The sequence below is a fragment of the Micromonospora sp. DT227 genome (assembly GCF_049841835.1).
In the GTDB taxonomy this organism is placed as follows: domain Bacteria; phylum Actinomycetota; class Actinomycetes; order Mycobacteriales; family Micromonosporaceae; genus Micromonospora.
Genome location: NZ_JBNCLA010000002.1, coordinates 1 through 20510, shown reverse-complemented (window position 1 = coordinate 20510; position 20510 = coordinate 1). Strand labels below are relative to the sequence as shown.

Genomic DNA, 20510 nt, shown 5'->3' with positions numbered 1-20510 from the left:
CGGCGCGGGGGGGGAATACGCGAAGGGACGATACCGTGACCGAACGTATCACCGCGGACATGTGGTTCGACCCGCTCTGCCCGTGGGCCTGGATCACCTCCCGTTGGCTGCTCGAGGTCGAGCAGGTCCGGGACGTGGACATCCGGTTCCACGTGATGAGCCTGTCCGTGCTCAACGAAGGCCGGGACCTGCCCGAGGAGTACCAGGACATCATGCGCAAGGGCTGGGGTCCGGTACGGGTGTGCATCGCCGTCGAGCAGGCGCACGGCGCCGAGAAGCTGGCGAAGCTCTACACCGCCATGGGCACCCGGATCCATCTCGGTCGGCAGGACCTGGACCGGGACATGCTGGTCGGCGCGCTCACCGAGGTCGGGCTGGACCCGGCGCTCGCCGACGCCGCCGAGTCGACGCAGTACGACGACGCGTTGCGGGCCAGCCACGAGGCCGGCATGCGTCCGGTCGGCACCGAGGTCGGTACCCCAGTGGTGCACGCGCCCGGTCCGGACGGCGGTCAGGTCGCGTTCTTCGGCCCGGTGATCACGCCGGCGCCGAAGGGTGAGGCGGCCGGCCGGCTCTGGGACGGCGTGCTGCTGGTCAGTGCCACCCCCGGCTTCTACGAACTCAAGCGCACCCGCACCCAGCCCCCCATCTTCGACTGAGGTGTAAGGAGGGGCCCCCGCTTAACGCCTCCGGTATAGGCGGGGGCCCCTGTTAACACCCGCCGAACCACGCCGCCCGTCACCGGGCCGGTGCGGGGCTCGTTTCACCGGGTGTCCCCGCCGGCGGCCCGCTCATGGCCGCACCACGGCAGCTCCTGGAGGCGTTCTGAATGGGTAAGCACCGCCGCCTGTCCGACGACGCGACACAGCCGGCGACCGAGGAATCCGGTGCGACGTACTGGTCGGTGGCCGAAGGCGACTGGCCCGCCGGGCCGGCCGGGCTGGCCGACCTGCTGGCCCCGCCGATCGTGGTGGGTGTGGCCCGGGTGGTGGCCACCTCGCGGATCACCCCGACCGAGGCCGACCGCCCCGCCCGCGTCCCGACCCGGTTCGGCCCCGCAGGCCCGCCGGCCGCCGCCGGGGCGACGACGGTACGCCTCAACGCCGGCTCCCGCCCGTCCGCGCCACCCCGTCGACCGGCCGGTCCCGGCCGCCACCGGGACCCCGTCGCCTGAGCCGCCCGGCTGTTGAGAAGGGGCCCCACCTCTACCTGAGGCGTTAACCGGGGGCCCCTCCTTTCACCTGGTGGAAGGGGGCGAGTCCGGCGGCGGGGGTGGAACGGGCGCGGGTAGCGTCAGCGGACATGACGGTCGTGCATCCGATCGCCCGGGCCTGGATCACCACTGGCGGCACCGGCGCGCAGAACTACGACGAGTTCGCCGACGACGCGGAGATCACCGCCATCGTCGAGGCGAATCCGCACAGTGCCCTGGGCATCGAGATGCCCCACCGGGCACCGGGCAGCCTGGGGAAGTCCTTCCTCGACGCGCTTCCGGACGCGGAGTCCCGCCTCGCCGAGGCCAAGGCGGACGGCAGCTACACCCCGGCCGAGCAGGTGGTGGTGCTCTACCGGATCAGCGCGCCGGGGGAGGAGAACGCGTACGGGCTGTGGGCCATGGTCGACACCGACCAGATCTCCACCCGCGCCGACGAGCCGGGCCTGGTGATCCGCAACGAGGACGTGTTCATCGCCAAGGTGCGGGAGCGCGTCGCGCTGGCGGAGGCCGTCGGCCACCTGCTCTCACCCGTACTCCTGCTCCAGACCGGGCGTGGCGGCGAGCTGCACGCGGCGCTCGCGGCGGCGACCGAGACGGCCGGCGCGCCCGCCGCCACCGACGTCGACCAGTCCGGGCGGACGCACGCGATCTGGCTGGTCGGCCCCGGCCCCGCGCAGGACGAGCTGACCGCGCTGGCCGGTGGCGGCGAGCTGGTGGTCGCGGACGGCAACCACCGCAGCCTGGCCGCGCAGACCGGCGGCTTCCCGCGCTTCCTCGCGGTGGTCACCACGCCCGCGTCGGTCGCCATCCAGCCCTACAACCGGCTGGTCAGCGAGCTGACCACCACCCCGGACGAGCTGCTCGACCGGCTCCGCGCCGCCGGCGCGGAGGTCACCGAGACCGCCGGCCCGGTCGGCGTCCCGGCCACCGGCGGCACCGTCCACCTGCACCTCGCCGGCCGGGGGTACGCGGTGACGCTGCCGCACGGCGGCGCCGGCCGGCTGGAGAACCTCGACCACGCGCTCGTCGAGCGGCTGCTGCTGCGCGACGCGCTGGGCCTCGACCCGGGTGACAAGCGGATCACGTACGTGGGCGGCGACTACCCGGCGAGCTGGCTCACCGGTGAGGTCGACGCCGGCCGGGCCGAGCTGGCCGTGCTGGTGGCGCCGGTGACCGTGGACGACTTCGTCGCGGTCAACCTGGCCCGGGAGAAGATGCCGCGCAAGAGCACCTGGTTCACCCCGAAGGCGCGGGCCGGCCTGGTCGTCGCCGAACTGCCCCGCTGAGCACCCGTGTGACGAATCCGCCTCCGGGTCGCCGCCCGCGCGTCGGCCCGGGGGCGGGCCTGTCAGACTGCGCGGTATGCGCGTCTATCTGGGATCCGACCACGCCGGTTTCGAGCTGAAGGTGCACCTGGCCAACCACTTGGCCAAGCAGGGCTACGAGGTGGTGGACGTGGGTCCGCACGCCTTCGACCCGGACGACGACTACCCGGCGTTCTGCCTGCACACCGGCGACCGGGTGGTCGGCGACCCGGGCAGCCTCGGCGTGGTGATCGGCGGGTCCGGCAACGGCGAGCAGATCGCCGCGAACAAGGTGGCCGGCGTCCGGGCGGCGCTGGCCTGGAACATCGACACCGCGCAGCTGTCCCGGGAGCACAACGACGCCAACGTCGTGGCGATCGGCGCGCGACAGCACACGCTGGACGAGGCAACCGCCCTGGTCGAGGCGTTCCTGACCACGGCGTTCTCCGGCAATCCCCGGCACAGCCGGCGCATCACCCAGGTGGCCGACTACGAGCAGAGCCGCCGGCTGCCCGAGCTGCCGGCCTGACGCGTCCGGCCGCGCCCGACGCGGCCCCGGCGTGGTGGTCAGCGTCCGCCGCGCGGCAGGTCCTCGCGGGGCACCCAGTTGCGGCGCACCAGCACCACCCGTGCCTCGGCCGCGGCGAGGTCGTCCTCGCTGGGGCGGGCGGCGTCCCGGGCCCGCAGCGCGGCGGTGACGCTCACCTGCGACGACCCCGAGCCGACGAGACCGCGTAGCCCCCGTTCGCCGTCGTCGGCGGACGGGGCGCCGCGACGCCCGCGAGGCTCCGACGACTCCAACTCGGCGCGTCTGGCGCCGCGCGGCGCCCGGGAGCCGTCGTCCGACGATTCCAACTCGGCGCGTCTGGCGCCGCGCGGCGCCCGGGAGCCGTCGTCCGACGATTCCGGCTCGGCGCGTCTGGCGCTGCGTGGTGCCCTGGGGCCGTCGTCCGACGATTCCGGCTCGGCGCGTCTGGTGCCGCGCGGCGGTCGGGGGGTGACGTCGTCGTCGACGGCGGCCGTGGTCGCGCTCGTCTCCCCGGCCGCCGGCGGCTCGGTCGCCTCGCCGTGATGCCGCAGTCTCCGCCGCCGCCGCTCCGCCTCACCCACCCCCCGACCGTACCGCCCAACCACGCCGCCCACCCGCCTCGTCCGTCCGCGTACCCGCCGGACGATCATGAAGTTGGCGGGGACGATCCGGACACATCGCACCGCCAACCTCATGATCGTCGACGCGGGGCGGGATCGGGTGGGTCAGAAGTTCTCCATCGGGGACGGGGCACGGTGCCAGGTGAAGGCGGGGGTGGCGGCGGTCAGCGTGTTCGGGCGCAGCTCGCGGACGCGGCCGGCGGCGGCCAGCGCGGCCGGCGTGGTGCCGCCCAGCAGAAGTTCGCCGAGCGCCCGGACGTCGCAGGCCAGCCCGGCCGGCGCGGTGGTGGCCGTGCACTCGGCGCCGGCCGGCCCGCCGACGAGCCGCCACCGGCCGGTGTTCTCCGGCAGCAGCTCGTCGGTGACCTTGATCACCACGTCCACGTCGGTGGCGTACCGGCGGGCGGCGAGCGCGGCCGGCACGTCCACCACCCGCACCCAGAGCGCGTCGGCGAGCTGCGGGCCCAGTTGGCGCGGCTCGTCCACCAGGCGCAGCAGCGGCTCGTCCACGGCGGCGGTCGGGAACGACAGCCGCCGGGTCAGGTCGACCGAGAGCAGCAGCCGCCACAGCGCCAGCGTCGCCTCCGGGGTGACGGCCACCACCTCGCCGACCTGCACCTCGCCCCGGGGGACGTCGCCGACCCAGTCCTCCTTCGTCCGGTAGAGCGCATAGCCGTCGAGCCCGTCCGGCCCGTGGTGCAGCAGCACCCGGCGCTCGGTGGCGCCACCCCGGCGTCCCTTCGCGTCCAACAGCACGTACGCCCACCAGCGCTCGTCCCGCCGGGACCAGCCGGGGCGGTCGGCGCGCGCCCGCTCGTACAGTCGGGCCAGCTCGTCGGTGTGCGGGGCCGGCCGGTCCAGGCGCAGCGTGCCCTCGGCGGGCGTCGGGGCGGGCAGCCGCAGCCCGGTGGTGTCCGCGGTCAGCATCAGCCGCTGCGCCGCCGAGCCGTAACCGAAGCGGGGATAGATGCGGCCCTCGCTGGCCCAGAGCACCGCGACCGGCTCCCGCCCGGCGTCGCGGATCTCGCGCAACTGCCGCCGCATCAGGCCGGTGAGCAGGCCGCGACGGCGATGTGTCGGGGCGACCGCCACCATGCTCACGTGCGCGGCCGGCACGCTTGCGCCCGGTACGGCCAGGTCGCGGCTGAACGCGCCGGCGTGCGCGACCGCCGTCCCGCCGTCGCGGATCAGCAGGGAGCGTTCCGGCTCGAAGATCGGGCGCTCGACCTCCTGCACCTCGGGGTCGGTGTCGCCGTGGAAGCAGAGCGCCAGGAAGGCGGCGATCTCGTCGAAGTCGTCGGCCCGGGGCACCACCGCGTCGGTCATCGCCCGTGTCTACCCCATCGCCGTCGGGGTCGGCACCCTATTTGCCGGGTGGCTACCCTCGACAGCGGAGGCGGACGTCGGTCGAGGGGGAGGACGAAGCATGGCGGACCAGACACAGCCGTGGGCGGAGCGCACCGTGGAGGTGCCGCCCCCGCCGGGGGTGGTGCCCTCCCAGCGGGACGCGTTCCAGCGCGGGGTGGCGGCGGTCGGCCGGCCGCGTACGCCCCGGACGGAACAGTTCCCCACCGTGGAGCATGGGGTGTCCGGCGACTGGGCCGACGCGTCGACGCCCCGCCGGTCGATGAGCTGGCACCTCGCCCAGGCCCGCCGGGGCGGGGAGTGGAGCGCGGCGGGCGCCCTGTTCGCGTTCGTCTGCTGGGGCATCTGGGCGATCTCCGGCCGGGGCAACATGGTCGCCCCGCTGCTCACGTTCGTGCTCAGCCTGCTCACCGCCGTCGGCCTGTTCGCGTTGGCCCGGCTGCTCGGCCGGCTGATCCTGGAGCGGCAGCTCGGCCGGGTGCGCCGCAGCGCGCGGGGCGCGCACATGATCACCGCGCTGTTCCTGGCCGGTGTCGGGGTGGCCTACCTCCAGCAGACCGAGTGGGTGGTCTCGGCCTGGAACTGGGTCACCGGCAACTGACGTCCGGGACGCGCGGGCCGGTCGGCTTCGGTGCTGCCGCCCGCGCGTCGTCCGTCGACGCGTCGGGCCGCCCTCGGGAAGCGGCCCGCACGTGGACGGTCGGAACGGTCGGACGGGTCAGAAGACGGTGGTGACCCCGGCCGCCTTGCAGGCCGCGTTGAAGTCCTCGCCGGCCTTCGCCATCGCGGGGTTGTCGGCGGCGGTGACCGGGTCCGGCGCCGCCGCGGCCTTGGTGACCTCCACGCTGAACCGGCGTAGGGCGGCAGCCGCCTCGCCGTCACCCGCGGTCTTGGTCAGCGCGCTGACCTTCTGCCCCAGCTCGGTCATGATCTTCGCGAGCTGCGTGTTCGTGTCGCCGCCGGACTGCATCGCGGTGACCAGCTTCGCCCGCATCTCGTCGCTTGTCTTCTTCGCGGACGTGCAGAGTTCCCGGTCGCCGACGGCGTTCGCCGCGGCCGGCGAGGAGGCCGCGGCGGAGGGGGTGGCGGGGGCGGCGGACGGGGCCGGGGCGGTGGAGGTCGCCGCGGCGTCGGCGTTCGTCGAGGTGTCCTCGCCGCCGCAGGCGGTGAGCGCCGTGGCCGCGACGCAGGCCAGGACGACAGGGAAGATGCGCATCGGTTTCACGTGAGCGCACGCTAGTCGATGCCGATTCCATGATCAACGAGGATGCGCGGGCGCTCGCCGCGGGCGGGCGGCGTGCCGCCGCCCGCCCGGGCCCCCGGTCGCGGTACGCCGCGACGCCGGCCGTCACTCCACCAGGACGGCGCTCGCATTACCCCGCACCGCCCGGTTCATCCGTCGCCCGTTGGGCTGAGGGCGCACTGCTCCCCGGCGGCGGCCTTCGGCGAGGCGACCCGCGCGGCGGGGTCCTCGACGCCAGGCTCGCCGTGACCGCCCCACCCCGCCCCGTGGGCCGGAAACCGCGGTCCCCGGCCGACGTGCCGGCCGGGGACCGCCCGGGTCAACGCGCCCCGGCCGCGTAGTCGCGGGCCACCCGGACCAGTTCCACCAGGCCGCCGGCGTACTCCTGGGACTCGCCGTGCGCCTCGTCGAAGGGCGGCTGGAAACCGACGCCCTCCCACTGCCCGGTGGCCTCGTTCCAGCGGTCGTTGCCGACCTCGAAGTCCCAGGCGAAGATGCCCAGCTCGTAGTAGAGCTGGTCGGCCGAGTTGCCGGCCGCCGAGTAGAGCACGTCGGCGACCGGGCCGGTCTGCGACGGCCAGGTGACCGTGCCGCGTTCGGTGGCGATGGCCCCGACGATGCGGCGCGCGCTGGCCAGGAACAGTGTCGACTCGTCGATCGACGGCCTCGGCAGCGTCACCCGGCCGTCCGCCCGGTACGCGCCGGGCGGCCACATGAAGTAGCCGCCGTAGGAGTGCACGTTCATCGCGAACCTGATGTTGGGATGGGCCCGGGCCAGGTCGATCACGTTGCGGCTCTCCGCCTCGGACAGCTCGGCGGTGCCGGCGTAGTTGCCGGACAGGCAGTTGGCGCTGGCGCCCACGTACCCGTCGAACAGCGACCCGACCGTGTAGTTGCGGTTGACGTCCACGCCCCAGGTGGTGCGGTACCTCGGGTCGCGGGCGGTGCCGGTGCAGTGGTTGACCAGGTTCTTGCGCTGGAGGTTGTAGTCGTGGAACGAGTAGTTCGCGCCGTCCGGGTTCACGGTCGGGATCACGAACACGTCGACCTGCTCCAGCAGGTGCCGGGTCGCCGCGTCGGTGCGGGCGTTGGCCAGCAGCCGTTCCGCGAACTCCAGCGTGACCAGCGGTGTCGCCCACTCCCGGGCGTGTTCCTGCGAGTACGCGAGCACCCCGACCCGGGAGCCGTCCCGGTGCTTGCCGATCCGCAGCGCCTGCACGGTCCACGGACGGGTCGGCACCTCGGTGCCCTGGAGGCCGTCGTCGAGGCGTACCGGGCCGGCCACCGGCATCGGCAGCCCGGCCGAGCCGTCCTCCACGGTGGCCCGGAAGCGGCTGCCCTGCCGCGCGTTGATCGCGGCGGCGACGTCGTCGGTGCTGCTGGTCACCTTGCCGGCGGCGTCGGTGGCCAGGGAGACCGTGAGCACCCGGTCCCGGTACCGGACGGTCAGCGGCCGGCTGGCCCGACCCGGGTCGACGGTACGCGCCTGCACGCCGTTCATGCCCTGGTCGCCGAAGCGCACCGACTCCACCACCAGGGCGGCGACGGCCGGGTCGCCGAGGTACGCGGCGGCGGTGCGGCGGTAGCCCTGGGTGCGGTTCGGCAGGTCGATGACGTCGACCAGGTCGCGGTACTGGCGGCCCAGCCGGGCGATCCGCGCCCTGATGTCGACGGGCGTCAGGTAGGCGTCGATGAAGTCCTTCTGGTAGCCGGCCGGCTGCGGCGGCGGGGTCGCGTCCGGCCAGCGCGCCGGGGTGACCGGCCGGCTCGTGCCACCCAGGCTGGAGGTGGCGGTGAACTGCACCGGCCGGCCGGGCACCGGCTGCGGCAGCGCGTAGTGGTACTGGTACTCGCCGGAGTCCTCGAACCGGTACAGCGGGAAGGAGCCGGTGGCGCCGTCCGCCGTCCGCCAGCTCACCGTGATCTCCACGTCCGGGTCGTCGGTGGCGGTGGTGGCCACCTGGGCCTGGAGGAACGTCTTCCCACCGGTGGTCCACCAGTACGCCTGGAGGAACTGGAGCGTGTCGGTGCCGTCGGCGGCGCGCAGTCCGGCGCGGGTACGGGCCTGCGCGGCGCGGGCGCTCTCGGCGAGCCGCCGGGTGCCGTCGTCGGCGCGCTGCACCACCTGGAGCGCGCTCGCCCCCTGCCGGGTGAGGTCGGCGAGCTGCCGGCCGGTGAGGACGAGGTCGGCGACCGGGTGGCCGTCGCGGGAGCGGGGTCGGTTGGCCAGGTCGGCGCCGCCGGCGACCAGGCGGGCGAGCTGCGCCTCGTCGGCCAGGCGCACCCGGACCAGGGCGGTCTCGGTGGGGGCGAGGGTGATCGCGGGTGCGGCCGGCGCGGCGACGCCGGGACCGGGGTGGGACAGGGCGGCGGTGATCAGGATGCCGGTGGTGGCGAGTGCGGTCCACCGTCGTCGGACGAACAAGGTGCCTCCTGACGGACGTCGATCTCACTGACCATCAGACCAGTCGAGACATCGACGCCTGTCAAGCTCACTTTCGGTCGCGCCGGTCGCCGGTCGGGCCGTGGTTCACCGGCGGCCGGCGGCGCACCGGCGGCACCGGTCAGCCGGCGAACCGGTACAGCCGGAACTCCTTCTCCGCGCCGCACACCAGCACCTCGGTGGTCCAGGAACACGACTCGCTGCGGATCTGCTTCACCTCGCCCATCTCGACCGGCTTGCCGTCCACCGCCAGCCCGGCGAGGACCCGGTCGTCCTCGTAGCCGCTGGGCGCCTCGCCGAAGAGCAGCAGGTTGCCGGCGTCCAGCCGGACCGCCACCCCGTCCCGGTCGCGCAGCACCGCCGTGCCGTCCGGGGTGAACACCGTCACCGCGTCCCGGGGCGAGTCCCGCGCGGCCAGCAGATGGTCGCCGAGCGGGACCAGTCGCTGCGCACCGGGGGCCGGCCAGCGCCGGCTGTCCTCGCCGTCCGCGACGACCACCACCCGGGTGCCGTCGGCGCCCGCGCTCGGCACCTCCAACAGGCAGGCGCGATGCTCACCGCAGGTGACCAGCGCCCGCGCCCGGCTGTCCCGTTCGGTCGCCTCGTACCGCACGTCGGGCGTGCCGAGACTGCCGAGGTCGTAGGAGACCAACCGCAGACCCCGGTCGCTCTCCGCCACGTACAGCCGGTCGTCCCGGGCGGCCACCGGGTCGTCCAGGTCGGCCACGTTGCCCCGGCTGCGCAGGATCTTCCCGTCGCCCATGGCCACCACCCGCACCGACCGGTCCGCGCCCACCTGGACCAGCCGGTCGGCCTCGCCCGACCAGGGCGCACGGGGCGAGCCGTCCGGGTACGCCGTGCCGTCGAGCGCCGCCCCGGTGGCGACCGGCACCACCACGGTCCGGGCGTCGCCGTACTCGGTGCGCGGATTGGCCTGTTCCCACCGCTGCCGGCCGTTGTCCAGCCGCAACCCGGCCAGGCGGTTGCCGGCGCGGTCCAGCCGGACCACCGTGTCGGCGCCGACGAAGATCTGGTCGTCGCCCTGGATGCTCACCTCCCACCGCTGCTCGCCCGAGTCGCCGTCGAGCACCGCGAACGGTCGGGGGGTGCTGCTGCCGGACGCGTCGGCCACCGCGGCCACCCCGTCCGGCAGCGCCCGGACCCCCGCCCAGCGGTCGGCGCTCGCCCGGGTCTGCTTCTCCCAGATCCGCCGGCCGGTGGCGGTGTCCACCGCGACCACGTTCAGCCGGTCGTCCGGCCGCGACCAGGCCAGGTAGGCGCGGTCGCCCACCGTCGCGGTGAACATCTCGCCCGGTCGCTCGTCGCCCGCGGCCACGGTCCCGACCAGCTCCGGCGGGTGGAAGTCCAGCGCCGGGTGCCGGTCCCGGAACACCCAGAGCAGCGTCGCCGCCACGCCGACCACCGCGAGCGCGGCGCCCAGCGCGAGCCACCGGCCGCGCCGGCCGCCGCCGGAGGACGCGCCGTCCGGCGTGCCGGCACCGCCCGCCGGGGGCCCCCAACCCGGGGGTACGCCGGGCGCGGCGTACGTCGGCGCGGGCTGCCCGGCCGACGTCGCGGGAGTGCCACTCCCGCCGTACGCCGGCGCGTGTCGGGCGGGCGGCGCGGCGTACCCCGCAAGGGTGGGGCCGGCCACGTCGGCGACCAGCGTGCCGTGCGGGCCGCCGGGCGCGGTGGTCGCCGCTCCGGCGGGCGGGCCGGCGACGGTGGTCGCCGCGCCGACGGTCGCCGCCCGGTCCTCGACCGTCGGGTCGGGCGTCGGCTGGGCCACGGTCGGGGCCGGCGTCGACGCGCCGGCGGCCGGTGCTCCCGCGCCCCCCGCCGGGGCGGCGGGGCTCCCGGCGGACGGCCGGGCACCGGGCCGGCCGGCCCGGCGGGGCAGCGGCAGATCGGTCAGCGCCCCCTCGGCGACCGGGAGTTCCGGCTGCTCCAGCACGGTCGGCGCGATGCCCAGCTCGGCGTGGAGCAGCCGGGCCACCAGCGGGATCCGGGTGGAGCCGCCGACCAGGAACAGGCCGGAGAGCTGCTCGGGCCGCACCCCGGCGGCGGCGGTCACCTGCCGGGTCTCGGCGACCGCGCGGGCGAGCAGTGGCGCGGCGAGACGCTCGAAGTCCTCCCGGGTCAGCGGCACGGCCGCCTCCACCCCCGGCACGGCCACCGGCGCGACCATCACCCGGGAGAGCATCTCCTTGGCCCCGCGCACGTTGTCCCAGAGCTGCTGCCGGTCGCGCCGGTCGGCGGTGGTCGCCGGGTCGGTCAGCCGGGCCCAGTGCCCGGGGTGGGCCGGACCCACCAGCTCGCCGAGCCGCCCGAGCAGGGCCGCGTCCAGGTCGAGGCCGCCCAGGTCGGCGATCCCGCCGGTGGCGACCAGGTGGAAGCCGGAGTCGCCCCACGGGTCGGCGCCCTCGTTGCGCAGCACGGCCACGTCGAGCGTGCCGCCGCCGAAGTCGAACACCGCCACCGCGCCGCCCACCGGCACCGGCCGGCGCAGCACCTGGGTGAAGTAGCGGGCCGCGGCCACCGGCTCGCGCAGCAGGCGGGTGCCGGGCGCGATCGGTCCGGCGAGCGTGTGCTCGGCGGCGGCCGGCCAGCCGGCCAGTTCCAGCGCGTCGTGCAGCACCTGCCGCCGGGCCGGTGACCAGGCCGCCGGATGCGTCACCACCGCCGGGGGCAGCAGACCGACCGCGGCCACCGCGGCGTCCGCGACCGTCCGCAGCGCCGTGGCCAGCAGCTCCGCCGGCCGGTACGCCCGCCCGCCCAGCTCGACGTTCTCCTCGTCGACCCGCCGTTTCGGGTTCGGCTCGTAGCCGGCCGGGTCGGCCTGGGCCAGGCGCTGGGCGTCCCGCCCGACGTGCAGGTGGCCGGCGGTGTCGGCGTACACGCCGGACGGCAGGATCGGGTGGCCGTCCACCAGCAGCGGCCGGGTGGTCCCGTCCGGCCGGCGCAGCACCGCCACCGTGTTCGAGGTGCCGAGGTCCACGCCGAGGGCGAAACCGTCCTGCTGGCCTGACATCCGTCCCTACCTCCACCCGACGAGGGCACGTCCGGCCCCGCATCGTACGCAGCCCGCGCCGCACCGGACCTCGCCCGGTACGCGGAATCGGGTGGCCCGGTCGGCCGGTCAGCGCCTACCGTCGCCGCCATGAAGGTGCTCTCCGTGAACGTGGGCCGGCCCCGACCCAACCCCTGGAAGGGGCTCGGGGCGACCGGCATCGACAAACGACCCGTCGACGGCCCGGTCGCGGTCAGCGCACCCGGTCCGAAGGGCGCCGGCGAGGTCGGTCTGGCCGGTGACCGGGTCTACGACGTGGCCCACCACGGCGGCACCGACCAGGCGGTCTACGCGTACGCCCGGGAGGATCTGGACCGCTGGCAGGCCGAGCTGGGCCGGCCGCTGGGCAACGGCAGCTTCGGCGAGAACCTGACCACCACCGGGGTGGACGTGAACGGCGCGCTGGTCGGCGAGCGGTGGCGGGTCGGGGCGGAACTGGTCCTGGAGGTCACCTGCGCGCGCATCCCGTGCGGCACGTTCCAGGGCTGGCTGGGCGAGCAGGGCTGGATCAGGCGGTTCACCCGGGCCGCGGTGCCGGGGGCGTACCTGCGGGTGGTCGAGCCGGGCGCGGTCCGGGCCGGCGACCCGGTGGAGGTCGTGCACCGGCCGGACCACGAGGTGACCGTGGCGTTCCTGTTCCGGGCCGTGACGACGGAGCCGGACCTGCTGCCCCGGGTGCTGGTGGCCGACGCGCTGCCGGCGGATGACGCGGAACGGATCCGGAGACGACTCGGCGGCTGAACGCCGGTCGGGCGGTGGAGCGGTGGAGCGGGCGACGGGAATCGAACCCGCGTAGTCAGTTTGGAAGACTGAAGCTCTACCATTGAGCTACGCCCGCGAGCGCCCCGCCTCGACGGGGCACACGCGACAGCGTACCGAATCCTCCGGACCGGACGCGCATCCCCCACCGGCGGACCGCGCGCCCCACGCGGGCCCGTGGTGCCCCGGTCACCCGCGGGAGGGCCCGGACGGCTTACACTCTTTGTCGCCACGGGGTGTGGCGCAGCTTGGTAGCGCACTCGCTTTGGGAGCGAGGGGCCGTGGGTTCAAATCCCGCCACCCCGACTGTCGTTCGCGACCGGATCGTCCCGGGAACCGCCGGTTTCTCCGCGCGGTACCCGGGCCCTGCCGATGCCGCAGGCCGACTCGCCTACACTCGATGCGCGCAATCACGCCCCAGAATCGACACCCAGATCCGTCAAGGAGTACGCCTGTGAAGAGCACCGTCGAGACTCTGAGCCCGACGCGCGTGCGGCTCGCCATCGAGGTGCCGTTCGTCGAGCTCGAGCCGAGCCTCAAGAAGGCGTACCGGGAGATCGGGCAGCAGGTCCAGGTTCCCGGCTTCCGCCGGGGCAAGGTTCCCAGCGCCGTGATCGACCAGCGGGTGGGCCGGGGGACCGTCCTCAACGAGGCGATCCAGGAGGCCATCCCGCAGAACATCCTCGCCGCGGTCCGGGAGCACGACCTCAAGACGCTCGGCCGTCCCGAGGTCGACATCACCGAGTTCAACGACGGTGACTCGCTCAACTTCACCGCCGAGGTCGACGTCCGTCCGGAGATCACCCTGCCGGACCCGGCCACCATCGAGGTGACCGTCGACGAGATCGAGATCGCCGACAGCGAGATCGACGAGCAGGTCAACAGCCTGCGCGAGCGGTTCGCCACGCTGAAGACGGTGGAGCGCGCCGCCCAGGACGGCGACTTCGTCCAGATCGACCTGAACGCGACCGTCGACGGCGAGGACGTGCCCGGCGGTTCGGCGAGCAACATCTCGCACGAGGTCGGCAGCAAGCAGCTCCTGCCGGGGCTGGACGAGGCGCTTGTCGGCCTGGCCGCCGGCGACAGCACCACCTTCACCACCCAGCTCGTAGGCGGCGACTTCGCCGGCCGGGACGCCGAGGTGGCGGTGACCGTCCGCACGGTGAAGGAGAAGGAGCTCCCCGAGCTCGACGACGACTTCGCGCAGATGGCCAGCGAGTTCGACACCATCGAGGAGCTGCGCGCCGACCTGCGTGAGCGGGTCACCCGCGGCAAGCAGGTCGAGCAGATCTACGCCGCCCGCGACAAGGCGCTGGAGCAGATGGTGGCCGCCGCCGAGGTGCCGGCGCCGGAGGGTGTCGTCAAGGAGGAGGTCGAGAGCCGCAAGGCCGCGATGGTCGACCAGCTCGAGCGCATCGGCGCCTCCCTGGAGGAGTACCTCGCCGCGGAGGAGAAGACCGAGGAGCAGATCGACGCCGAGCTGACCGAGGCGGCGACCGACGGCGTCAAGATCCAGCTGCTGCTGGACACGCTCGCCGACGCGGAGGACGTGCAGGTCTCCGACGACGAGTTCGGCCACGAGATCGTGCACCGGGCGCAGCGCGCCGGGATGGCCCCGCAGCAGTACTACGACCAGCTCGCGCGCTCCGGCGCCGCCGCGGCCGTCTTCGGTGACGTCCGTCGGGGCAAGGCGCTCGCCGCGGTGATGGAGAAGATCAAGATCAAGGACGCGGCGGGCAACGAGGTCTCCCTCGACGCGCTGCGGGCCCAGAACGAGGCCGAGCACGACCACCAGCACTGATCGTTCCGGCGACGGCCGCCGTCCCGCGCTGCGCGCCGGGCGGCGGCCGAAACCCTTTCCGGGGTACGCCGTGCGGGTGACTGCGCTGAGAGCGAACAGTGCCCCGACCGGGAGTACGCCCGTAGGGCGAGCGGTTAGTGTCGGACAGGACGGTACGGAGAGCGAAGGGCTGCCATGACCGACATGCACATCCCCAAGAAGTCGCTCCGGGCGATCGAGGCCCGCGGTGGCGACTCCATTGGCAACCTCGACGACTCGGTCTACAACCGGTTGCTCAAGGAACGCATCATCTTCCTGGGCAGCGAGGTGAACGACCAGGTGGCCAACCGCATCTGCGCGCAGCTGCTGCTGCTCGCCGCGGAGGACCCGGACCGCGACATCTTCCTCTGGATCAACTCGCCGGGTGGCTCGGTCTACTCCGGCATGGCGATCTACGACACCATGCAGTACATCGACAACGACGTGTCGACCGTGGCCATGGGCATGGCCGCATCGATGGGTCAGCTGCTGCTCTGCGCCGGCACCAAGGGCAAGCGCTACGCCCTGCCGCACGCGCGGATCATGATGCACCAGCCCTCGGGTGGCCTCGGCGGCACCGCGTCGGACATCGCGATCCAGGCCGAGCAGATGCTCTACACCAAGCGGATGTTCCAGGAGCGGGTCGCGCACCACACCGGCCAGTCCCAGGCGCAGATCGAGGCGGACTCGGACCGCGACCGCTGGTTCACCGCCCAGGAGGCCATGGACTACGGCTTCATCGACAAGGTGATCATCGGGGCCACGCAGGTTCCGGATGGCGCCGGGACCCTGAGCTGACCGAGGAGCTGACGATGACCGACCTGAGCCTGCCGCCCCAGTTCGCGGCCGTGCACAACCGCTACGTCCTGCCGTCGTTCGTCGAGCGCACGTCGTACGGGATGAAGGAGTCCAACCCCTACAACAAGCTCTTCGAGGACCGGATCATCTTCCTCGGGGTCCAGGTGGACGACGCGTCGGCCAACGACGTGATGGCCCAGCTGCTGACGCTTGAGGGCACCGACCCGGACCGCGACATCATCATGTACATCAACTCGCCCGGTGGCTCCTTCACCGCCATGACGGCGATCTACGACACCATGCAGTACGTCCGGCCGGACATCCAGACCGTCTGCCTCGGGCAGGCGGCCAGCGCGGCGGCGGTGCTGCTCGCGGCCGGCACGCCGGGCAAGCGCATGGCGCTGCCGAACTCGCGGATCATCATCCACCAGCCGGCCACCGAGGGCGGCTACGGCCAGGGCTCGGACATCGAGATCCAGGCCCGGGAGATCCTGCGGATGCGGACGCAGTTGGAGGACATGCTGTCCCGCCACTGCAACCGGCCGATCGAGCAGGTCCGTAAGGACATCGACCGTGACAAGATCATGACGGCCGAGGAGTCCAAGGAGTACGGGCTGGTCGACACCATCCTGACCAGCCGCAAGAAGGGTCTGCTGGCGACTCACGCCGCGGGCTGAGCACGAACGGGGTCGGAGGTCGGTCGGGGGCGGTTCCCGGCCGACCTCTGACACACCCGTTTTGGGGGTCGGAGAAAACCCGGCCACCGGGTAACGTCGGGTCTGTACCGCTCCGGGGTCGGATCGGGGGATCCGACAGCACAGCAGGACGACAGGACGGACGGGCGCGGTGGCGCCCGCAGGTCAGGGCCGGCGCTCCGGCCGATGAGTGCAGGGAGAACGTAGGTGGCACGGATCGGTGACGGCGGCGACCTACTGAAGTGCTCCTTCTGTGGCAAGTCACAGAAGCAGGTCAAGAAACTCATCGCGGGCCCCGGGGTCTACATCTGCGACGAGTGCATCGATCTCTGCAACGAGATCATCGAGGAGGAGCTGGCCGAGTCCGGCGAGGTGAAGTGGGAAGAGCTTCCCAAGCCGATGGAGATCTGCCAGTTCCTCGACAACTACGTCGTCGGTCAGGAGCAGGCCAAGAAGGCGCTCGCCGTCGCGGTCTACAACCACTACAAGCGGATCCAGGCCGAGGCCGCGGGCGCGCCCGGTTCCGGCAGTGACGGCGTCGAGCTGGCCAAGTCCAACATCCTGCTGCTCGGCCCGACCGGTTGCGGCAAGACCCACCTGGCGCAGACGCTGGCCCGGATGCTCAACGTCCCGTTCGCGATCGCCGACGCCACCGCGCTCACCGAGGCGGGCTACGTCGGCGAGGACGTGGAGAACATCCTCCTCAAGCTGATCCAGGCCGCCGACTACGACATCAAGCGCGCCGAGACCGGCATCATCTACATCGACGAGGTCGACAAGATCGCCCGCAAGTCGGAGAATCCGTCGATCACGCGCGACGTCTCCGGCGAAGGCGTGCAGCAAGCTCTGCTGAAGATGCTGGAGGGCACGGTGGCCAACGTGCCGCCGCAGGGCGGTCGGAAGCACCCGCACCAGGAGTTCATCCAGATCGACACCACAAACGTGCTGTTCATCTGCGGTGGCGCGTTCGCCGGCCTCGACCAGATCATCGAGTCCCGCACCGGCTCCGGCGGCACCGGCTTCGGCGCCCGGCTCCGGTCGGTCTCGGAGCGGTCGACCGACGACATCTTCAGCCAGGTCATGCCGGAGGACATGCTGAAGTTCGGGCTGATCCCGGAGTTCATCGGCCGGCTCCCGGTGATCACCAACGTGCGCAGCCTCGACCGCAGCGCGCTGGTCCGGATCCTCACCGAGCCGCGCAACGCGCTCGTCCGGCAATATCAGCGCCTCTTCGAGCTGGACGGCGTCGAGCTGGAGTTCGAAGAGCCGGCGCTGGAGGCCATCGCCGACCAGGCCATGCTCCGCGGCACCGGGGCCCGCGGCCTGCGGGCGATCATGGAGGAGGTGCTCCTCTCCGTGATGTACGAGGTGCCGAGCAACCCCGACGCCGCCCGGGTGCTGATCACCCGCGAGGCCGTCCTGGAGAACGTCAACCCGACGATCGTGCCCCGCGAGTTCACCGGCCGGCGTCGCCGGGACCGCGAGGAGAAGTCGGCCTGACCGCCCGCCGCGACCGCGCCCGGGTCAGCTCGGGCGCGGTCCGCGTGAACGGGTCCGGCGGTCCCACTCGCCCGACGGGGTGACCACCACCATCATCAGTCGCACCGGCTCGTCGCCGGCCGTGCGGTAGCCGTGCTCCCGGTCGGCGTGGAACTCCACCGTCTCGCCGGTGTCCACCCGGTGGTCGACGCCGTCGACGGTGACCGTGACGGCGCCGTCCAGCACGTGCAGGATCTCCCGCGTGCCGTGGGCGTGGTCGGGGGAGTGCAACGCCTCGCCGGGCCGCATCCGCCAGTCCCAGAGCTCCACCAGGTCGGGTTCGCCCAGACCGCTGAGCAGGCGGGCGACGCCGCCGTGCGCGCCGCGCCACAGCACCGGCGCCTGGTCCGCCGGGGTGATCCGGACGGTGCTCTCCTCGGCCGGCTCCAGCAGCCGGGCCATGCTGACCCCGAACGCGTCGGCGACCCGGCAGAGCGTCCCGATGCTCGGGTTGGTGCGGGCGCCCTCGATCTGCACCAGCATCCCCTTGCTGACCCCGGACCGGCCGGCGAGTTCCTCGAAGGACCAGCCGCGCGCGGCTCGCAGTTCGCGTACCTGCCGGGCGACCGCGGCGGTCACCGCACCCACCCGCCCACCGCTCTCGGTCATCATACTATCCTTCACGGTCACTATTGTGATACGACTGTCGGATGCTTCCCATTGTGCTCGCCGCGGTCTCCGCGATCGCGTTCGGCACGGCCGACTTCTCCGGCGGCAAGGCCTCCCGGCACGCCGACCCGATCGCCGTGACCGTGGTGTCGCAGATGATCAGCCTGCCGCTGCTCGGTGTGCTGGTGCTCGTCGTGCCCGGCACACCGACCGCCGGCGACCTGGCCTGGGGCCTACTCGCCGGCGTGGCCGGCGCGGCCGGCGTGGTGCTGCTCTACCGCGCGCTCGCCGTCGGCGTGATGGCGGTCGTGGCACCGGTCACCGCGATCACCGCCGCGATCGTGCCGATCGTCGCCGGCCTGCTCGTCGCCGACTCCCCGGGCACCGTCGCGCTGGGCGGCGCCGGACTGGCCGTGGTGGCGATCGCCCTGGTGAGCCTGGGCGAGCGCGGCGGCACCGGCCGCGTCTCGGGGCGGATCATCGGCATCGCGCTCGCCGCCGGCCTGCTCTTCGGCATCTTCTTCGCGCTGCTCGGGCAGGCCGACGAGCGCGCCGGCATGTGGCCGGTGCTGGCGCTGCGCGTCAGCTCCATCGCGTTCGGGCTGGCGCTCGCCGCCCGCGCCGGCGTCCGCCTGCGGCTGGGCCGGCGGGTGCTCGGCTGGGCCGCCGGGGCCGGACTGCTCGACTCCGCGGCGAACGCGCTCTACCTCGCCGCCGCCGCGCGGGGCCACCTCAGCGTGGTGGCGGCCATCGCGTCGCTCTACCCGGCGAGCACGGTGCTGCTCGCGCTCGCCGTGGACCGGGAACGGCTACGACCGGTGCAACTGGCCGGGCTCGGATTCGCCGCCGCCGCGCTCGTACTGGCCAGCGTCTGAGCCCTGTCGTCCCGTGGCCGCCGGCCGTACCCTCTCCTCATGCGCGTCGCCGTCTGCCAGCTCAACGCCCGCGACGACCGGGCGGCGAACCTCGCCGCCGCCGAGGCCCTGCTGGTCCGGGCCGCGGCGGCCGGCGCCGACCTGGCCCTCCTGCCGGAGTACGTGGACTACCTCGGCCACGCCGACCGGATGCCGCCGGCCGAACCGGTCGACGGCGAGGTGGGCCAGTTCTTCGCCGAGACCGCCCGCCGGCTCGGCCTCTGGGTGATCGCGGGTTCGTTCCACGAGGCCGGCCCGGACCCGGCGCACACCTGGAACACCTCGCTGGTCTTCGACCGTGCGGGCGCGCTCGCCGCCGCGTACCGGAAGATCCACCTGTACGACGTGGAGATTCCCGGCCGGGTCTCCTATCAGGAGTCGGCCACGGTCGCCCCGGGGGAGAAGCCCGTGGTGGTCGATGTCGAGGGTCTCCGCGTCGGCCTGTCGATCTGTTACGACCTGCGGTTTCCGGAGCTCTACCGGCAGCTCGCCGTCGACGGCGGCGCCGAACTCCTGGTCGTGCCGGCCGCGTTCATGATGCACACCGGGCGGGACCACTGGGAGGTGCTGCTGCGGGCCCGGGCGATCGAGAACCAGTGCTTCGTGGCGGCGGCCGGCCAGACCGGTGACCACGACCCGGGCCGGACCTGTTTCGGGCGGAGCATGGTGGTGGACCCGTGGGGCACGGTGGTGAGCCAGGTTCCGGACGGGCCGGGCCTGGCGGTCGCCGAGGTGGACCTGGACCGGCTGCGGACCGTCCGGGCCGAGCTGCCCAGTCTCGCCAACCGCCGGCTCTGACCCGGCTCAGGTTTCCAGGAGCACGCCCAGCACCGCGAAGCAGGCGATGGCCGCGGCGGTGACCAGCAGCGCGGTTGCCATCCGGGACGGGCCCCGGCGGACCAGCCGTCCCACCGACAGCACCAGCACGGCGAGCACGAACGCGCCGATGACCAGCTGCCAGAACGGCAGCAGGAGACCGAGCAGAGCCTCCTCGGCGAGGGCCGGGAGCCGGGACAGGTCAGCCATGCGGACCACTCTGGCACGGCGGGTCCCGATCCGGACCCTCCCCGCGAGCGCCATCCCCGGAACCCGGGTCGCCGCAGACAATGACGATCATTGATTTGCCTTCCTGGGCGGCTCCGCGTAACTTTCTCTCTGCACGCGGGAAGCCGGGGCAAACCGGCCGAGAGCGGGCACCAGGATGGTGGCGGTGACGCCGAGCCAGACTGAGGATTCGGGCGGTGCGGAAAGACTCCGGGAACATGGGGTTGCAAACGCGAAGCCGACCGGGTAGAGTTCGGAAGCCGGCAGGGAGCCGGGCGGGTGGCTGCGAAAGCGGCGCCGGCCGGTCCGCCGGAAACCACGACAGCAACGACCGCCGGGTACGGCGTGCGTCAGCGTGGATCGGATCGAACCAAGGTGATCGCCTCGAACCTGAGGTTGACAGCGAAAGTCGAGCCGGGTAAGTTAGAGAGGTTGCCCCAAGCGGGGGTCCGGCGATGCAGGGCTTCGGGTTGGTGTGTGGTTGTTCTTTGAGAACTCAACAGGGTGCTTGATAAGCCAGTGCCAATTGTTTTATACCCCGGA

Annotated in this window: 19 protein-coding genes and 2 tRNA genes; 13 read left to right on the top strand and 8 right to left on the bottom strand. The window is 73.4% G+C overall.

Going from position 1 to position 20510, the window contains the following annotated elements:
* Positions 1 to 35 precede the first annotated feature (35 nt).
* The 4 genes from ACLQ2W_RS09040 (at position 36) to ACLQ2W_RS09025 (ending at position 3049) form a co-directional block, all read left to right on the top strand.
* Positions 36 to 659: a disulfide bond formation protein DsbA gene (locus tag ACLQ2W_RS09040; RefSeq protein WP_357303212.1), complete on the top strand. Its 624-nt coding sequence runs from the start codon at positions 36 to 38 to the stop codon at positions 657 to 659.
* Between the two features lie 170 nt (positions 660 to 829).
* Positions 830 to 1174, top strand: a complete 345-nt coding sequence (locus ACLQ2W_RS09035) for a hypothetical protein (RefSeq protein WP_425786059.1) — start codon at positions 830 to 832, stop codon at positions 1172 to 1174.
* Positions 1175 to 1302: 128 nt separating this feature from the next.
* Positions 1303 to 2502 carry a DUF1015 family protein gene (locus ACLQ2W_RS09030; protein WP_425786058.1) on the top strand — a complete coding sequence of 400 codons (1200 nt, stop codon included), beginning with the start codon at positions 1303 to 1305 and terminating at the stop codon, positions 2500 to 2502.
* Positions 2503 to 2578: 76 nt separating this feature from the next.
* Positions 2579 to 3049, top strand: a complete 471-nt coding sequence (locus ACLQ2W_RS09025; RefSeq protein ID WP_425786057.1) for a ribose-5-phosphate isomerase — start codon at positions 2579 to 2581, stop codon at positions 3047 to 3049.
* Positions 3050 to 3087: 38 nt separating this feature from the next.
* Here ACLQ2W_RS09025 and ACLQ2W_RS09020 read toward each other — a convergent pair whose 3' ends face one another.
* The gene (locus tag ACLQ2W_RS09020) at positions 3088 to 3375 is read right to left on the bottom strand and encodes a hypothetical protein (protein WP_425786459.1); all 288 of its coding nucleotides are present in this window, start codon (positions 3373 to 3375) and stop codon (positions 3088 to 3090) included.
* Positions 3376 to 3774: 399 nt separating this feature from the next.
* Complete coding sequence (locus tag ACLQ2W_RS09015; RefSeq protein WP_425786056.1) at positions 3775 to 4995, bottom strand: GNAT family N-acetyltransferase; 1221 nt, start codon at positions 4993 to 4995, stop codon at positions 3775 to 3777.
* Between the two features lie 100 nt (positions 4996 to 5095).
* Between ACLQ2W_RS09015 and ACLQ2W_RS09010 the strand changes: the two genes are divergently transcribed.
* Complete coding sequence (locus ACLQ2W_RS09010) at positions 5096 to 5635, top strand: hypothetical protein (protein ID WP_425786055.1); 540 nt, start codon at positions 5096 to 5098, stop codon at positions 5633 to 5635.
* 117 nt (positions 5636 to 5752) lie between these two features.
* Here the strand turns inward: ACLQ2W_RS09010 and ACLQ2W_RS09005 are convergent, their stop codons facing one another.
* From ACLQ2W_RS09005 to ACLQ2W_RS08995, 3 genes are all read right to left on the bottom strand, one after another.
* Entirely contained in the window at positions 5753 to 6250 is a 498-nt protein-coding gene (locus ACLQ2W_RS09005; RefSeq protein WP_425786054.1) for a hypothetical protein, read from the bottom strand.
* Between the two features lie 346 nt (positions 6251 to 6596).
* A complete protein-coding gene (locus ACLQ2W_RS09000) occupies positions 6597 to 8702 on the bottom strand; it encodes a M14 family zinc carboxypeptidase (RefSeq protein ID WP_425786053.1) in 2106 nt (701 codons plus the stop codon).
* Between the two features lie 139 nt (positions 8703 to 8841).
* Complete coding sequence (locus ACLQ2W_RS08995) at positions 8842 to 11751, bottom strand: Hsp70 family protein (protein ID WP_425786052.1); 2910 nt, start codon at positions 11749 to 11751, stop codon at positions 8842 to 8844.
* A 129-nt stretch (positions 11752 to 11880) separates the two neighbouring features.
* Here ACLQ2W_RS08995 and ACLQ2W_RS08990 point away from each other — a divergent pair, with 129 nt between their 5' ends.
* A complete protein-coding gene (locus tag ACLQ2W_RS08990) occupies positions 11881 to 12531 on the top strand; it encodes an MOSC domain-containing protein (RefSeq protein ID WP_425786051.1) in 651 nt (216 codons plus the stop codon).
* A gap of 23 nt (positions 12532 to 12554) precedes the next feature.
* Here the strand turns inward: ACLQ2W_RS08990 and ACLQ2W_RS08985 are convergent.
* Positions 12555 to 12628 (bottom strand) — tRNA-Gly (locus ACLQ2W_RS08985).
* A 153-nt stretch (positions 12629 to 12781) separates the two neighbouring features.
* Here ACLQ2W_RS08985 and ACLQ2W_RS08980 point away from each other — a divergent pair.
* The 5 genes from ACLQ2W_RS08980 (at position 12782) to clpX (ending at position 17361) form a co-directional block, all read left to right on the top strand.
* Positions 12782 to 12855, top strand: a tRNA-Pro gene (locus ACLQ2W_RS08980).
* 148 nt (positions 12856 to 13003) lie between these two features.
* Complete coding sequence (tig, locus tag ACLQ2W_RS08975) at positions 13004 to 14350, top strand: trigger factor (RefSeq protein WP_158273812.1); 1347 nt, start codon at positions 13004 to 13006, stop codon at positions 14348 to 14350.
* 174 nt (positions 14351 to 14524) lie between these two features.
* Positions 14525 to 15166 (top strand): ATP-dependent Clp protease proteolytic subunit, encoded by a 642-nt coding sequence (locus tag ACLQ2W_RS08970; protein ID WP_107155907.1) that lies wholly within the window; start codon positions 14525 to 14527, stop codon positions 15164 to 15166.
* A gap of 14 nt (positions 15167 to 15180) precedes the next feature.
* Complete coding sequence (locus ACLQ2W_RS08965) at positions 15181 to 15843, top strand: ATP-dependent Clp protease proteolytic subunit (RefSeq protein ID WP_091069591.1); 663 nt, start codon at positions 15181 to 15183, stop codon at positions 15841 to 15843.
* Positions 15844 to 16068: 225 nt separating this feature from the next.
* Positions 16069 to 17361, top strand: a complete 1293-nt coding sequence (gene clpX, locus ACLQ2W_RS08960; protein ID WP_281937306.1) for an ATP-dependent Clp protease ATP-binding subunit ClpX — start codon at positions 16069 to 16071, stop codon at positions 17359 to 17361.
* A gap of 24 nt (positions 17362 to 17385) precedes the next feature.
* Here the strand turns inward: clpX and ACLQ2W_RS08955 are convergent, their stop codons facing one another.
* The gene (locus ACLQ2W_RS08955) at positions 17386 to 18009 is read right to left on the bottom strand and encodes a helix-turn-helix domain-containing protein (RefSeq protein ID WP_425786050.1); all 624 of its coding nucleotides are present in this window, start codon (positions 18007 to 18009) and stop codon (positions 17386 to 17388) included.
* 41 nt (positions 18010 to 18050) lie between these two features.
* On the opposite strand from ACLQ2W_RS08955, the gene ACLQ2W_RS08950 reads away from it, so the two are divergent.
* Both ACLQ2W_RS08950 and ACLQ2W_RS08945 read left to right on the top strand, forming a co-directional pair.
* Positions 18051 to 18884: an EamA family transporter gene (locus ACLQ2W_RS08950; protein ID WP_425786049.1), complete on the top strand. Its 834-nt coding sequence runs from the start codon at positions 18051 to 18053 to the stop codon at positions 18882 to 18884.
* A 39-nt stretch (positions 18885 to 18923) separates the two neighbouring features.
* Complete coding sequence (locus ACLQ2W_RS08945; protein ID WP_425786048.1) at positions 18924 to 19721, top strand: carbon-nitrogen hydrolase family protein; 798 nt, start codon at positions 18924 to 18926, stop codon at positions 19719 to 19721.
* A gap of 6 nt (positions 19722 to 19727) precedes the next feature.
* Here the strand turns inward: ACLQ2W_RS08945 and ACLQ2W_RS08940 are convergent, their stop codons facing one another.
* Positions 19728 to 19949, bottom strand: a complete 222-nt coding sequence (locus ACLQ2W_RS08940) for a hypothetical protein (RefSeq protein ID WP_281937297.1) — start codon at positions 19947 to 19949, stop codon at positions 19728 to 19730.
* Positions 19950 to 20510 lie beyond the last annotated feature (561 nt).